16 protein-coding genes and 1 pseudogene are annotated in these 15,872 nt (G+C 41.7%); 16 read left to right on the top strand and 1 reads right to left on the bottom strand.

What is annotated here, in order from left to right:
* The 16 genes and pseudogenes from RT269_RS14975 to mscL all read left to right on the top strand — a co-directional run.
* Positions 1–719, top strand: a pseudogene (locus tag RT269_RS14975) (thymidine phosphorylase); the annotation flags it as partial.
* A 17-nt stretch (positions 720–736) separates the two neighbouring features.
* A complete protein-coding gene (deoC, locus tag RT269_RS14970) occupies positions 737–1,387 on the top strand; it encodes a deoxyribose-phosphate aldolase (protein WP_313183722.1) in 651 nt (216 codons plus the stop codon).
* Positions 1,388–1,643: 256 nt separating this feature from the next.
* A complete protein-coding gene (locus RT269_RS14965) occupies positions 1,644–2,150 on the top strand; it encodes a CarD family transcriptional regulator (protein WP_313183721.1) in 507 nt (168 codons plus the stop codon).
* 27 nt (positions 2,151–2,177) lie between these two features.
* Entirely contained in the window at positions 2,178–2,993 is an 816-nt protein-coding gene (locus tag RT269_RS14960; protein ID WP_313183719.1) for an alpha/beta fold hydrolase, read from the top strand.
* Between the two features lie 65 nt (positions 2,994–3,058).
* Positions 3,059–3,703 carry a hypothetical protein gene (locus RT269_RS14955; RefSeq protein ID WP_313183718.1) on the top strand — a complete coding sequence of 215 codons (645 nt, stop codon included), beginning with the start codon at positions 3,059–3,061 and terminating at the stop codon, positions 3,701–3,703.
* A gap of 425 nt (positions 3,704–4,128) precedes the next feature.
* Entirely contained in the window at positions 4,129–4,695 is a 567-nt protein-coding gene (locus RT269_RS14950) for a thymidine kinase (protein ID WP_313183716.1), read from the top strand.
* 336 nt (positions 4,696–5,031) lie between these two features.
* Positions 5,032–6,525, top strand: coding sequence for a PTS transporter subunit EIIC (locus tag RT269_RS14945; RefSeq protein WP_313183714.1), 1,494 nt, complete (start codon positions 5,032–5,034; stop codon positions 6,523–6,525).
* Positions 6,526–6,540: 15 nt separating this feature from the next.
* Positions 6,541–7,188, top strand: coding sequence for an N-acetylmannosamine-6-phosphate 2-epimerase (locus RT269_RS14940; RefSeq protein WP_313183713.1), 648 nt, complete (start codon positions 6,541–6,543; stop codon positions 7,186–7,188).
* A gap of 128 nt (positions 7,189–7,316) precedes the next feature.
* Positions 7,317–8,129 carry a MurR/RpiR family transcriptional regulator gene (locus RT269_RS14935; RefSeq protein WP_313183711.1) on the top strand — a complete coding sequence of 271 codons (813 nt, stop codon included), beginning with the start codon at positions 7,317–7,319 and terminating at the stop codon, positions 8,127–8,129.
* A gap of 170 nt (positions 8,130–8,299) precedes the next feature.
* Positions 8,300–9,220, top strand: coding sequence for a YIEGIA family protein (locus tag RT269_RS14930; protein ID WP_313183709.1), 921 nt, complete (start codon positions 8,300–8,302; stop codon positions 9,218–9,220).
* Complete coding sequence (locus tag RT269_RS14925) at positions 9,207–9,398, top strand: capping complex subunit for YIEGIA (RefSeq protein WP_313183707.1); 192 nt, start codon at positions 9,207–9,209, stop codon at positions 9,396–9,398. Before RT269_RS14930 ends, RT269_RS14925 begins: the two co-directional genes overlap by 14 nt.
* 20 nt (positions 9,399–9,418) lie before the next feature.
* Positions 9,419–11,743, top strand: a complete 2,325-nt coding sequence (locus tag RT269_RS14920; RefSeq protein WP_313183706.1) for a xanthine dehydrogenase family protein molybdopterin-binding subunit — start codon at positions 9,419–9,421, stop codon at positions 11,741–11,743.
* Positions 11,740–12,570 (top strand): FAD binding domain-containing protein, encoded by an 831-nt coding sequence (locus RT269_RS14915; RefSeq protein ID WP_313183705.1) that lies wholly within the window; start codon positions 11,740–11,742, stop codon positions 12,568–12,570. Before RT269_RS14920 ends, RT269_RS14915 begins: the two co-directional genes overlap by 4 nt.
* Positions 12,571–12,594: 24 nt before the next feature.
* Positions 12,595–13,065 carry a (2Fe-2S)-binding protein gene (locus tag RT269_RS14910; RefSeq protein WP_313183703.1) on the top strand — a complete coding sequence of 157 codons (471 nt, stop codon included), beginning with the start codon at positions 12,595–12,597 and terminating at the stop codon, positions 13,063–13,065.
* Between the two features lie 79 nt (positions 13,066–13,144).
* Complete coding sequence (locus tag RT269_RS14905) at positions 13,145–13,351, top strand: hypothetical protein (protein ID WP_313183702.1); 207 nt, start codon at positions 13,145–13,147, stop codon at positions 13,349–13,351.
* 158 nt (positions 13,352–13,509) lie between these two features.
* Positions 13,510–14,004: a large conductance mechanosensitive channel protein MscL gene (gene mscL / locus RT269_RS14900; protein WP_313183701.1), complete on the top strand. Its 495-nt coding sequence runs from the start codon at positions 13,510–13,512 to the stop codon at positions 14,002–14,004.
* A gap of 33 nt (positions 14,005–14,037) precedes the next feature.
* Here mscL and RT269_RS14895 read toward each other — a convergent pair whose 3' ends face one another.
* Positions 14,038–15,714, bottom strand: coding sequence for a S8 family peptidase (locus tag RT269_RS14895; protein ID WP_313183700.1), 1,677 nt, complete (start codon positions 15,712–15,714; stop codon positions 14,038–14,040).
* Between the last annotated feature and the right edge of the window lie 158 nt (positions 15,715–15,872).

Raw genomic sequence — 15,872 nt, 5'->3', positions numbered from 1 at the left:
GCGGAGCATTTATGAAGACCCTGGAAGACTCCATCACCCTGGCAGAGAAGATGGTGGCAATCGGAGAGCACGCAGGAAAGAGAACCATGGCTCTCATAACGAATATGGACATTCCTCTGGGAAGCCTGATCGGCAACAGCCTGGAAGTCATTGAGGCAGTGGAAACTCTTCATGGAAGAGGGCCTGAAGATTTAAGGACGGTTTGTTTAAGCCTGGCTGCCGGAATGCTCTATCTGGCAGGAAAAGGGAGTATGGAAGAATGCCGGGCGCTGGCAGAAGGAGCCATTGCCGACGGAAGTGCTTTGGCGCGGCTTATTGCCATGGTGGAAGCTCAGGGAGGGGACTCTTCCGTGATCAGAGACACTTCACTTTTTGCCAGAGTAGCCTTTGAAAGGGAAGTGAAAGCCTTAGAGAGCGGCTATATCACCCATATGAATACAGAGCAATGCGGGATCGCTTCTTCGCTTTTAGGCGCCGGCAGAGTTACGAAGGAGAGCGTGATTGATTATTCGGCTGGAATCGCCCTTAAGAAAAAGGCAGGCCAGAAGGTGGAAGAGGGAGAGACCATAGCCGTGCTTTATGCTTCAAAGGAAGAGCTGTTTGCGGCTTCTGAGGAGGAATTTTTAAAGGCAGTCACCATAAGCAGTCAAAAGCCGGAGGCAGAACCCTTAATTTATGCCAGCGTTACCAAAGAAGGCGTAAAACGCCTGACAGAATAGAAAGGTAGGAAAAAATAATGACAGATTTAGATATGTTGAGCTACGTAGACCACACACAGTTAAAGGCATTTGCCGCTTGGGAGGACATTGAGGAGCTTTGTAAGGAAGCTGTGGAATATAAAACCGCTTCCGTATGCATCCCTCCCTGCTATATCGGCCGGGTACATGAACAATTTCCAGGCCTTAATATCTGTACCGTGGTCGGATTTCCTCTGGGCTACAGTGTGACAGAATCAAAGGTCCTTGAGACAAAGAAAGCCATTGAAGACGGAGCCTCTGAGGTGGATATGGTAGTAAATATCAGTGATGTGAAAAATGGAGAATACGATAAGGTAGAAAAGGAAATCGCAGAACTGAAAAGAGCAACCGGCAAAAACATCTTAAAGGTTATCATCGAGGCCTGTTATCTTACAGAGGAAGAAAAGATAGCCATGTGCAAGGCGGTTACGGCAGCAGGAGCTGACTATATTAAGACTTCCACCGGATTCGGAACCGGGGGCGCGACTCTTGAAGATATTGAGTTATTTAAAAAGCACATCGGACCCGATGTAAAGATAAAAGCGGCCGGCGGGGTCAGAACCCTTGAGGATTTAAGGGCTTTTATTGAGGCTGGATGCAGTCGTGTGGGTGCCAGTGCAGCTGTTAAGCTGGCAGCACAGAAGCAGTAAATTATTTCAGGAAAATAAAATATATGTTCAACGCTCCAAAAGCGGCACTTTTACAAATGTCTGAATTTTGGAGCGTTTATTGATTATTTCTATACAATTTCCACAAGTAATAGCAAGGGGTTCTCTGGCTAAATTTCACGAAAATATTTAAATAAATAAAAAACACTGACAAAAATTTTTTAAAGTGTTAGACTTAAGATATAGAAATTGTAACTTTATGTATCAAAGTGTTGGCATTCAGGCAGGAGGAATAATTATGTTTCAGGTAAATGATCTAGTAGTATTCGGAACCCATGGAATCTGCAGGGTAGAGGCGGTAGGGAGCCTTAACATGTCCGCAGTGGACGATGACCGCCTTTACTATACGCTGAAGCCTCTTTATGAGGCACAGCAATGTGTTGTTTATACGCCCGTAGACAATTTAAAAGCACCCATGAGAGAAGTATCTACAAGAGAAGAAGCCATAGAGCTGATTAATCTGATTCCAGATACTCCAACTACATGGGTGCCTGACGAAAGGCAGCGAGAAGGAACCTATAAGGAAATCATGATGAAAAATGAGTGCTCAGGCTGGCTTCAGATCATCAAGACACTATATTTAAGGAAACAAAAGGGGCTGGTAGAAGGTAAGAAAAATTCGGCAAAGGATGAATTCTATTTTAAGATGGCGGAAGATCTGCTTTACGGTGAACTTGCGGTAGCTTTAGAACTGGAACCGGCCGTAGTGAAAGACATGGTGGTGACACGGGTGAGCGCTGAGTAAAACAGGAAAAAGAGGTATGAAACAAATATGATATGTAAGATAGATCATCATCCTGTTTACTATGAAGAAATTGGTTCAGGAAAACCAGTCCTTTGTATTCATGGGTTTCCAGAGGATCATAGAACAATGATAGGGTGTGTTGAACCAGTCATGGAGACTTTGGAACATTATCGAAGGATTTATATTGATTTGCCGGGATTTGGCAGTTCAGAGATGAATCCGAGTATAAAAAATGCAGATGATATGTTATCCTTTCTGATTAATTTTATAAAAGAGGTCATTAAAGACGAAAGCTTCTTATTAGTTGGTCAATCTTATGGCGGGTATTTATCATTGGGGCTGATGTCAAAAGCGAATCTAAATATTAGTGGGGTATTCTTATTATGTCCTTGTGTAATAAGTAAACATGAAAGCCGTAATCTTGCGCAAAAAGAAATTCTTGTTATAGAGCAGGATTTAAAACCTGGAGCCAGTGAGAAGGATGAATTTCAGGATTTTATGGATTATGCGGTTATTGCTACAACTAAAACATGGGAAAGATATAAAAGCGAAATCTTGCATGGTCTAAAAGATGCTGACATAGACTTTGTTAATGCATACCAAAAAGATGGATATGGTTTTTCTTTTGAAGCATCGCTAAAAGATATAAACTTCAACAAACCTATTGTTGTATTAACAGGAAAACAAGATAATTGTGTTGGTTATGAAGATGCATGGGGATTAGTAAAGCATTTACCGCGCTTGACCTTCCTGTGTCTTGATAAAGCAGGACATAATCTACAAATAGAAAATAAACCATTGTTTGATTTGCATTTTCACGATTGGCTAAATAACTGTAGTTAAGTAGTTTGGGTCAGTTTCCGGCTCCAATCAGGGAATAAGAATTTTATGTGCAATACGAGGTGGCAATGATAGACTTTTTCAATAGAGTTAGAAGACCAGTAGCCATACCGGGATCCCAAAAGATAATTGATTCATTTTCAATTCTGCTTGCAGGGATTATATTAGGAATCCTATCGAAAAAACTTGACACGACTGCCAGCAATTTATTGCCTTCTTTTCTTGAGTCACTCGACTTAAGGAATTTCTTTTCAAGAATGGGGGTTTGGATTTTTTTAGCTGTATTGATTTCTGTATATAGCAAAACCCCTTTAAGAGCAGCCGCTAATGTATTCTTATTTTTTACCGGGATGGTAAGCAGCTATTATCTGTATACGGTGTTTATTGCCGGTTTTTTCCCGAAATCCTATATGATGATTTGGGTTGCAATGACATTTCTTTCGCCTTTTATGGCATTTATTTGTTGGTATGCAAAAGGAGAGGGGATCATTTCAATTATTATTGCAGCTTTAATTTTAATATTTATAACCAGACAAACATTTGTCTTTGGCTTTTGGTATCTTGATCTTATAAATATCTTAGAGTTGTTTTTATGGGTGGGTACAATGTTTGTCCTGTATCAGACTCCGAAACAATTCACTAAAGTCGTGACAATAGGATTATTAATGTTTTTTCTCACTTCGCCGCTTAATTTATTTTGGGGAATGCTATAGTTTGATTTGATTCTTTAAAGTTGTTAAACAACCCAAAATGAATATATTGCCGAGTCAATCAATTGAATATGTATAGAAGACTACTAGCTGTCAGTAATTAAGTTAGTAGTTTTTTTGCAATAATTTAACCTCATTAAGCAACAACATTTCAATGATAAAATTCTTGAATTAGAAGTTAGGGCTTTTAACAAAAGGGCTGTAAAGTGTTATATAAAAGCAGGCTTTTTCAAAGTGCATTCATATATTAAAGAAACGCCCAACGGCATGGATACGTTTATATTAATGCGATATGACGAGAGTGGTTTATAACTAACTTAAATATTAGATACGCAGCTTTTGGGTTCCTGTTGCAAAACTGTTTCATGATTTTATGTTAAATTATCATGGAGCATGGATCTGTTTTATTTACAGTAAAGGAGAAATAAATGGCTAGATTGTTTTTCAGATATGGTGCGATGGGAAGTTCTAAGACGGCTAACGCACTAATGACAAGATATAACTTTTTAGAAAAGGGAAAAAACGTTTTATTAATAAAACCTGATTTAGAAACCAGAGATGAAAAAACGAAAATCAGATCTAGAATCGGGCTGGAAGCAGATTGCATTTTATGGTCTGAATTTAAATATGATGATTATAATTCAATCAAAGAATTGGATGCAATCATTGTGGATGAAGTACAATTTCTTTCTGAAAATGATATTGAACAACTTTCTAATATTGTAGATGAATACAATATTTCAGTTTTCTGTTATGGTCTCAGAACGGATTTTACATCCCATCTTTTTCCTGGATCCAAACGTCTGATGGAACTGGCAGATGAAATTGAGGAACTTAGGACCGTCTGCTGGTGCGGGAATAGCGCCAATATGAATGCAAGGATTGATAAAGACGGAAACATAATCAGAGAAGGACAGCAGATATTAATGGGGGCAAATGATAAATACATTTCATTGTGCCGCAAACACTATAAAGAAGGTAAAATCAGGCAATAGTTTATACGAAATCATATGCATATTAACAGCCGGGGCGATGGCCCCGGTTTAAAACACATTTTTCCACTGCTTTATGCTCATGGAGCAGTATCGTAATTGGCCATTTCCAGCCAGTTTCCCCACATACCATTGTTCTTGCGACATATCACATATTTCCCTTAACTGCTGCAATACCGGTTGAAGAACCTGGATTATTTTTCATGTATGATTAAAATAATTATTATCAAAAAGTGATTGACTAAAATTATTTTATAAAATATAATGAAATCAACCAAAAAGAAATGCATATTGAAACATTACTTGTACAATATGCGCCCAAGGAGGAGGTATATTATTATGTTTAAGCAGCTTCAAAAATTAGGTAAGGCATTTATGTTACCGATTGCCATTCTTCCGGCAGCAGGTCTCCTGTTAGGAATCGGTGGGGCAATGTCCAATCCAAACACAATCGCAGCCTATCCATTTTTGAACATCTTTGCTCTGCAGGCAATATTTACTGTTATGAGCAAAGCGGGAGAAGTGGTGTTTGGAAATCTGTCGCTAATCATGTGTATTGGTCTGGCAGTGGGGCTTGCGAAAAAAGATAAAGGAACGGCAGGTCTGGCAGCTGCGGTCGCGTTTCTTGTCATGAATGCATCGATCGGTGCATTGCTGTCCGTCTTTAAACCGGATGGAAACACAATTGATACCGGAGTTGTAGGTTCAATTGTTATTGGCTGTATGGTTACCTATTTTCATAACCGGTACCGGGATATACAGCTGCCTGCGTTTCTGGGATTTTTCGGAGGATCACGTTTTATTCCGATTGTATCCTCATTTGCGGCAATTTTTATCGGCGCTATATTTTTCCTGATATGGCCTCCTTTTCAGTCATTATTGATTTCCAGCGGCCAGACCATTGCAAGTATGGGCGTTTTTGGGACTTTCCTGTATGGATTTTTGATGAGGCTTTGCGGAGCAGTTGGCCTGCATCATATGATTTACCCTATGTTCTGGTATACGGAATTAGGCGGAGTTGCTACTGTGGCGGGCCAGGAAATTGCAGGTGCTCAAAAGATATTCTTTGCCCAGCTGGCTGATCCTGATTTTACAGGAATGTATACCGAGGGTACACGGTTTTTTGCAGGCCGTTTTGATACGATGATTTTCTGCTTACCGGCCGCATGTCTTGCAATGTATCACTGCGTTCCCCAAAATCGCCGTAAATTAGTATTCGGTTTATTCTTCTCGGCAGCCCTTACATCATTTTTAACCGGCATTACAGAACCAATTGAATTCATGTTTCTATTTGTAGCTCCTTGGCTGTATGTGATTCATGCATTTTTAGATGGTCTCTCTTTTGCGATTGCTGATCTTTTAAGCGTTCGTATCGGCAACACGTTTTCCGGCGGAATCATTGACTTTACCTTATTTGGAGTCCTGCAGGGCAATGCAAGGACTCACTGGATCTATGTGGTAGTGGTGGGAGTATTCTGGGCGCTTCTGTATTATGTGCTGTTCCGTTTCCTGATCACAAAGTTTAATATTCCGACTCCGGGCCGCGAGGCAGGAGAAGAAGACGAGGTAAATGTAGAGACAAAGGGTACAATCGCTGAAACGGCGGTTCGTGTACTTGCGGCTCTGGGCGGTAAGGAAAATATCGAAGATTGTGATGCTTGTATTACCCGTCTGCGTGTAGCAGTAAAGGATATTGCAAAGGTTGACAAAGAGGCCATAAAACGGGAAGGCGCAGCGGCCGTATTGGAGGTTAAAGGTGGCATTCAGGCAATATTTGGAGCGAAGGCAGATTTAATAAAATCAAAAATAAACGACATAATTGGCGAAGATTAGGGAGATGTAATACTTATGAATAGAGGTTTAATTGTATCCTGTCAGGCGCTTCCGGAGGAACCCCTGCACAGTTCATTTATCATGGGGCGTATGGCCCTGGCAGCAAAAGAAGGTGGCGCGGTCGGTATTCGTGCAAACAGCGTGGAAGATATTGAAGAAATCAAGAAGCATGTGGATCTTCCGATCATCGGAATTATCAAAAAGGTATATGAGGAAGGCAAACCTTATATCACACCCACATTTGCAGAGGTAGGTGCACTGGTTCGGACCGGTGTTGATGTGGTCGCTGTAGATGCTACCATAAATCAGGATGTGGATTTTCTATATAAGCTTCATGAGAAATATCCTCATCAAAAATTTATGGCTGACATATCAACGGAAGAAGAGGGGCTGCGTGCTGACGAGATTGGTTTTGATTTTGTAGGCCTGACACTGCTGGGATATACGCCTCAGTCTCAAGGACTGGATAAATTTCAGGTGCTTCAGTCTTTGATTGCAAAATGTAAGCACCCGGTAATTGCAGAAGGGAATTTCAACACACCGGAGCAGGCTGCAAAGGCGATTGAATCAGGAGCTTATGCAGTTGTTGTGGGTACTGCAATTACACGCCCCCAATGCATCACACGTGGATTTGCTGAGGCAGTATCAAAGGTTTTTAATTAAAATAACACCTTCCATCCTGTTTCCTCTAAAATCTTTTCGTTTTTATTAAAAAGTGATATAATAAGAACACTTTATTAATATGGGTTCAGTTTTTCACAAATTAAAGACGAAAGCATAAGAGGTACAATATGGATATTCTTTCATCAATTCAAAAGAAATATAATACATTTACTGATAAAGAACGTAGTATCGCTGATTACATTTTGAAGGAAGGCAATAACATTCGGAATATGAATATCTCTGTCCTTGCAGCTACCGTGGGAGTTTCAGACGGTACAATCACCCGTTTCTGCAAAAAGGTAGGGCAAAAATCTTTTGCAGAACTGAAAATCCAGCTTGGAAGCGCAGGGGCAGGAAACAAGATTGCTCACTCAGACGATCTTGTATCTCAGGTTTATGATTTTTATAGGACCGTAATTGAACATTCCAATCAGATGATTGATAGAAAGGCATTGGAGTACCTGGCTGACCAGATTGCAGCGGCAGGTAATATCTATATATTCGGAGTGGGATCATCGGGGCTGACTGCCTGTGAAACCATGCTTCGCCTGTCCCGCATGGGATTTCATGTACAAAGTGTGACAGACTCTCATTTGATGGTAATTTACAGTTCTATTTTAGGTCCCGGTGATCTGGTTATTGCAATTTCCATATCCGGTGAAACCGCGGAAGTTATCAATGCTGTCAGGGCGGCAAAACAAAATGGAGCAAAGCTCATCGGTCTGACCAGTTTTACCGACAGCACGATCGCACAGTGCGCTGATTTTTGTTTACCAGTAGTAAATCCTTTGTTTGTTGATCAGGAAAGGTTTGTAAACAGTCAATTATCTACTCTTTATACGATCGATCTTCTTTGTCTGATTCTTCTAAAGGATGAGGCCCGAAAGAAAAAGATGAATATTACAGTAGAAACCATTGTCAACCAGTCTCATTTAAAATGACCTGCTTTAAAATAAGCAGCGGATTCTCTCATATGGAAACCAGCGGCGGCTTTGAATTCCGATTTCAAAGCCGCCGCTGGTTTTATGCATATTGTAAAACAAAAAGGAGATAATAGACCAAAATAAGGATTGGAGAAATATGGTTTCACGAGTGATACCATGATAAAAATATGGAAAAAACACTGGCATTTCACGATCTTTTCATTATTTTGTGCGGTATAGTAATGGGTACTATTGCGCGGATTTTTACACTTCGTATTGATACACGCCAAAATCCCAGCTATCCTACCGGTGGCTTCATTAACATAGTGATAGGCATTCTGGCTTCTTCTCTGGGGGCTGTAGCAATTCCATCCCTGTTAAATAAAGAATTTACGGCCGTTACTTTTATTGCCTTAGCCATCCAGCATTTCCGGGATGTGAGAAAAACAGAAAAAGAAAGCCTTGAGGATCTGGAAAAAACAGAATATGCAAAAAGAGGGGCTGCTTATATTGATGGCATTGCCAAAACCTATGAATCCAGAAATTATTTATCCCTGCTTACTTCCCTGTTTGTTGTATTGGTTTTAAGTATTGTATCTGCTGACAGTCTGGTCATTAACATGATAGTTGCAGCAGTTAGCGGTTTTGGTATGATTTATTTTCTGACAAGAATAACAAAAGGCAAATGCATCGGTGACATCTGCGACATAAGAGAAGGGAAAATAACCATAGACCATTCGGATCTGTTTGTAAATGGCATGTATGTTACCAATGTACTGGGAACTGAGAGAAGCCGGGATTTGTTTTTAAAAGAAGGGATCGGCATTGTTATAGAGCCTAAAAATGATAAATTCAGAATCACGGTTGAGAATTATGGACAGAGACAGGCCATGCTTTTTGAGGCTACCCGGACCTTTGGCGTAAAACGGTACAGCTTTACCCGAAAAAATTATACGAATGGAGCGTTGTTATTGGCTTTTGTGCCAATTATCCGTGATCCTGATGCCATAATAGACGTAATCAAAAAGACGCCTGTACTGGAAAGCAGCAGAAAAATCACTACAATTATGGATATAGATATAGGAGGGAATATCAATGGGGAAGAGTAATCCGGAGATAATGGTTTATATAACAGATAACAAAGAAAGAATCATATCAGGTGATCCCTTAACCCTTTATATCCCTGATTCCAAGGAACGGGAAATATGTCTGATTGATTTAGGGAAGGCACTTCGGGCGGATGTGGTGCAGCTGAAAAACGGTGATCATGTATTAATAAGCAGGTAGAATTTTACAGGAGGCAGCCAATGGAAACCCAACTGGGAAAAGACACGGTAAGGAAAGAGGCAAAAGATAAAGTAGCAGGCGCAGCCCAATATACAAATGATATAACAGATTCACCAATGCTCTACGCCAGATTATTAACAAGCATTCATGCTCATGCCCAGATCATATCCATAGATACCAGGGAAGCCTCTGCCATGCCGGGAGTAAAAGCGGTCATTACTGCAAAAGACCATCAGGTCATCTGTGGATCCATGCTTAAGGACAGACCTCCCTTAGCCAGAGATAAAGTACGTTACTACGGGGAACCGGTTGCCGTCGTTGTAGCAGAGGATGAAATGCAGGCAAAGGCAGCAGCGAGAAAGATAGTTGTAGAATATAAACCTTTACCGGTTGTGAATTCCGTAAAAGAAGCTTTTAAAAGGAATCCGGTGATCATTCATGAAGCTCTCATGTCATATACAAAAGCCACAGAGGAAGTCTATCCTGTAAAAGGTACTAATATCTGCCATCATCAAAAAATCAGAAAAGGTGATATGCAGAATGGCTGGCTGGAAAGCGAAATTGTTGTAGAGGGCAGTTTTTCCCTGCCCCAGTCTGATCACGCCGCCATGGAAACAAGAGCAGTTCACTGCATGTTCATGCCAGATGGCAGTGTAACGATCAAGACATCATCCCAAGCTCCTTATGAGGTCAAGGAATTAATCAGTAAATTTCTTAATATTCCGGAGGGAAAGATTGTAGTCCAGGTTCCTCTGGTAGGCGGTGCATTTGGAGGAAAAGCATGTGTACAGCCAGAGGTGCTTGCAGTGATTGCGGCAATGAATGTGAAAGGGAAATGGATTAACCTTGCAAATACAAGAGAAGAAGATATGGTCACTTCTCCATGCCATTTGGGGTTGGAGGGATCCATAAGGATCGGAGCGAAAAAAAGCGGACAGATCATGGCGGCTGAAATGACATTCCAGATAGATACCGGTGCTTACTCTGACATTTCTCCTAAGATAACGAAAGCAATCGCTGTGGAGTGTGCCGGGCCCTACCGGATACCCAATATCCAATGCGATTGCTACAGCGTTTATACAAACCATCCCTATATAACCTCTTTCCGTGGGTTCGGTCATGAGGCACACAACTTTTGTCTGGAAAGAATGATGGATAAACTGGCTTTCGAAACAGGGCTGGATCCTTTTCAGCTAAGGCTTATAAACCTGGTTCAAGCCGGCGATTTAACTCCCACCCAGGTCAAAGTCACAGCCAGCAATACAGGGAATGCGGCAGAATGCCTTGAGAGGCTGAAAACAGTCATTAACTGGGAGGAAGGTGCCCGCATCGCAGACGAGAATGGTTTGGTCAGAGCAAAGGGGATCAGCTGCCTGATCAAGACCTCTGATACTCCCACAGATGCTGGCGCAAGCGCTGTTATAACTTTTAATTCTGACGGAAGCATCAATCTGGATTGCGGTGCTGCGGAGATAGGACCGGGAATGAAGACAACGGCAGCGCAGATATTGGCGGAAAAAATGAGAATCAGTGTCAATGACGTTTATGTAAAGCTGGATGTAAATACCCAGTCGACCCCATATTTATGGAAAACCGTTGCCAGTATGACAACTTTTCTGGTTGGACGGGCCGTATTGAATGCGGCAGATGATGCCATATCCCAGCTGATGAGTCTTGCAGCCATTGTCCTGCGTTGCCCGACGGAAGATCTGGACTTTGAGAATAAGATGATATATGTAAAACATGATCCTGAGCTTTATATCATGTTCGAAGACCTGGTAAAAGGCTACAAATATTCTAACGGCAATTCTCTCAAAGGGCCTGTGATTGGAAGAGGCAGCTATGTCATGAATCATCTGACGCCCCTTAATGAGGCATCGGGACGGGGAACGCCTGGCCAGAGCTGGACGGTAGGAGCCCAGGCCGTTGAAATTGAATATGATACCAGGCAGCATACTTACCGGCTGCTAAAAGCGGCTACTGTGATTGATGCGGGGAAAGTCATAAATCCCAAGACTGCAAGAGGCGTGGTTATGGGCGGTATGTGTATGGGACTGGGGCTTGGTACCAGTGAGGATTTCGTCTATAATGAAGACGGAATTGTAGAAGATACAAGCTTTCGCACCTATAAAATGATCCGATATGGAGAAAACCCGGAATATGTGGTTGATTTTGTAGAAACACCTCAAATTGATGCGCCCTATGGGGCCAGAGGTATTGCAGAGCACGGCATTATTGGAATACCTGCCGCATTGGCTAACGCTATATCATTGGCAGCTCATATTGATGTAAACCGGCTTCCCATTACGCCTGAATTCATATGGAGAGAAAGGATGAAACGATGATTCCTTTTGATTTTGATTATTATAAACCAGAAAGCATGGATGAAGCATTTAAGCACTATCAGGACTTGCTTATTAATAATAAAAAACCTCTTTATTATGGGGGAGGAACGGAAATTATCAGTATGGCCAGGGTAGGGGGGATAGAATTTGATTCGGTTATTGATTTAAAAGGAATACCCGAATGCAGCCAGCTTGAGGTTAGCGGTGGAAAATTCAGGATTGGAGCCGCACAAACCCTTACAAACATTGCAGAATACAATGCATATCCCTTATTGTCCAAAACCATAAAAAGAATTGCAGACCACACGATCCAGGGGAAGATCACCATAGGCGGCAATCTGGCCGGCACAATTAAGTACCGTGAGGCGGCCTTACCGTTAATGATAAGTGATTGCACCCTGCAGGTAATGACACGGAGCGGTTTGGCCGAAATGCCTTTTTCAAAGGCATTCAATGGAAAACTGCAGCTTAAAAAGGGAGAATTTCTGGTATCCATATTGATCGGAGAAAAAGATTTGAATTGCCCTTACAATCATGCAAAAAGGACAAAGCAGGAGAAAATAGATTATCCATTGATCACCATGGTGGCATCGAAAAATAACAAGGCCATAAAAACATCGATTTCCGGGTATGGCGATCATCCAATTATTTTATCCGAACGGATCATCAATCATAAATTATACAGCATGGAACAAAAGATCAAAAAAATTATTAATTTAGCCCATAGTGATTGCAAAGGTGATTTATCAGGAAGCAGGGAGTATAGAGAATTCGTATTGGAAAACATGCTTCAGGATATGTTTCGTAATTTTGAAAAGATCGGATGATCCTTTCAGGAATTGAGGGATTGTATGCATTTATCAGGTAATAGTATTATAGTTCTTAATGTAAATGGTGAAGATAAAACTGTTATGGTTAAGCCGGCCTATACTCTGCTTCATGTTCTTCGGGAGGAATTGTCATTGACCGGAGCCAAAAGCGGCTGTGAGAACGGAGATTGCGGCGCCTGCACGGTATTGGTAGATGACATGCCGGTCAAATCCTGCCTAATGCTGGCAGTGGAGGCGGCCGGTCATAGGATCACCACCGTGGAAGGGCTTAAGAATGCTCCGATACAAGATGCATTTATTAAAAACTGGGGATTTCAATGCGGTTATTGCACTTCCGGGTTCCTGATGGTTTGCCACGCACTGGCCAGGCACAAGCCAGATGCGGATGATCAAACCATAGAGGAATGGTTACAATCCAATCTATGCAGATGTACCGGTTATGAGGAAATTGAAAATGCCGTAAAATCAATATTATCAGGGAATTATAATTGAGAGAATCCGAACTTATTCGTATGATTCACATCTTGTCTGGTCATCCCATACAATATAGTATCATTATGAAATGAGGTATATGATATGGGATGTTCAAATTCTTGGTCTGGTGGTTGTAACTGCAACAATAATTGCAACAACTGGAATAATCGCTGTGATAATAGATGCCGTAACAAATGCAACGTTGATCCTTGTGCTGAAGCAAAAAAAGAAGCATATTGTGAAGGGTTCAGAGATGGATGTAACGATCCATGTTGCAGGAGTGGCAAAAGATAGGCGAGGCTGATAGCAGGATGAGCGGGTATCCGGTATTCCGGACCCGCTTTTTTATATTCATCCAACCGGCCGTTTTAGTTTCCGATTTACAGGATCTGCTTTTTCATGATATGATAATTTCAGAGTTAACCATTGGTTTCATAAATCTGTAAGAGAGGATGCATGTCTATGGGAAATAAAAAAGGTATTATAGCTGAGTTTAAAGAATTTGTTTTACGCGGGAATGTGGTTGACCTGGCAGTTGGCGTTATTATCGGTGCTGCTTTTCAGGCGATCGTCAATTCCCTGGTAAAGGATATTATATCTCCTTTGATCGGAGTGATTACCGGAGGAGTGGACTTCTCCAATAAATTTGTTCCTCTGTATGCTGCTCCGGCAGGTGCGGATGTTTCCACACTTTCCGCTGCACAAGCACTTGGTCCGGTATTTGCTTATGGTTCCTTTATCACGGCAGTAATCAATTTTATCATTATGGCTTCTGTTATTTTCATGATGATAAAAGTGATTAATACCCTGCGGGGAAAAAAGCAGCAGGCGGAACCGGCTGCTTCTACGGACAAGGAGTGCCCATATTGCTTTACCCGTATCAATGTAAATGCTACCCGCTGCCCCAATTGTACAAGCGAACTTCCCGTACAGCCTGATACAGTACAGGAAGATTAAAGGAATAGAAGACCGGGACGCCAGATCAGTAAATTACATGATTGAGGAAAAGAGTTCGAATACACGGTTTACATCCAATTGACCAAATCCCCATATATTGTTGGGATAGCTGTAGGCAGGATTTCGCTGTGCTCCTCTTATTATTATGCGGTTGACTTGTTCGCCTGTAATATAAGTAAAGTTGCCTTTATTCTGAGACCATTCAAAAATGATGGCAGTTGCACCCGCTGCAATGGCGGCAGAAGCGCCGGCGCCTGTTAAGGTCCCGTATTGATTTTCAGGAACCGCACAAGGGATCTGATAGCCTGGAGCTGCAATATCAGGTTTGACATAGCCGCTTCTTGTGAAACCTCTTCCTGATTCATCTAAGATATTAGAGGTCATCTGATTATAAGCGGCAGCAGTTAAGGTACGTCTGGAATTTCCGGGAGAGGTTATGGTGATATCCGGATCGGAATTTAAAAAAAAGGTCTCGTCTGATATCAAGTTTCCGCTGGGGAGCCAGGAATTAATAGTAAAAGGTTCATTTTCTATGTTTCGGACACGGAAGTACCAGATTCCGGGAAGGGGATTCTCAAACCGCAATAATATCAGCTGGTCGCCGCTTTCCCTTTCAAAAACCATATTATTCACCCATAAGATGCTCTGGCTGTTCTGGAAAACATGCCTATGGCAATCATTGAAGGAAGGATAAATCGAAGAGACCATTTCCCGGTCAGGTGCAGAAATTTCAATAGAAAGCCGACCTGGAATGTGTGCCCAGATTTCCATGGAAAACTGCTTGTCACTTCCTGCTATATTCAACTGGAAATCATTAAAGTGAGGCGTATATATGGTTCTGTTAAAATAGTGCCTGCCGCTGTTTCCCTGGTTACCTGCTGATATGGAAATATCCACATCAGGACGCTGAACCAGGCTCTCAAGGTAGGTGCTTAAAACCCCCCTGCCATCGTGGCTGCCCTGGCTGCTGCTTAAAGCTATGCATATTGCAAGAGGACGTTTTAAGCGCTGGCCTACGGCAATTAAATAGCGTACTCCAAGAACAATATCTGATTCCTGAAAACAATGTTTGTCTTCCGGAACAGAAAAAATCATTTTGAGATTTGACTTTGCTTCTTTTAATTTCACAACAACCAATTCTGAATTTGGAACAACGCCGCTAAAGGTGTTCCTGGTGTCCGGAGAGCCTGCAGCGATACTTGCTATGGCTGTACCGTGGCCAATTGTATCAGCGGAAGGAACAGCGGAAAGTGGGTTTTCATATAGCAGTGCGTCATTGATGGAAGCTTTGGTATATTCCGTACCGTAAGTAAACCCATTGGGAGGCGGCCCATTCTGAATGGTCTGGTCCCAAATGGATAGAATCCGTGTTGTTTTATCTTTATTCATGAAAGCAGGATGCCGGTAATCAATTCCGGTGTCTACGATGCCGATAATCACTCCTTGCCCTAATAAGGTATGATCATTTACTGGTGTGACGCTTACCATGTTGGGTGTTGGAGGTGCTGCGTCAGCAGAAATGGTATAAAGGGTCGGAAAAACATGGTAAGGACTTTGGCCGAGATCACATGGCTGCATATTATTTTTTGCTAGATGCAGCAGGGAAAACCTGTCATTGAGCAATGTAACCTCATCACTGATACCAAAGGTAGGAACTAATAAATTACTTATAATCAAGTCGTAATAATTATTGTCCAGAATTTTCTCCATAATTAAATCTCCCTGATAAGATCTGGTTAGAACATATAATATATTTTATGCAGCAATGCTTTCGATATGAGCGCTGCCTGCCTGCAGGTGACGCCCCTTATTTTCTTATACTCATAATAGAGGTACGGTTGCATAAAATATATCATATGTGCCAGTAG

The sequence above is a fragment of the Lacrimispora sp. genome (genome assembly GCF_032078915.1).
Classification (GTDB): Bacteria; Bacillota; Clostridia; order Lachnospirales; family Lachnospiraceae; genus Lacrimispora.
The sequence above is the reverse complement of the archived record's forward strand: the minus strand, read 5'-3'. Positions and strand labels throughout refer to the sequence as shown.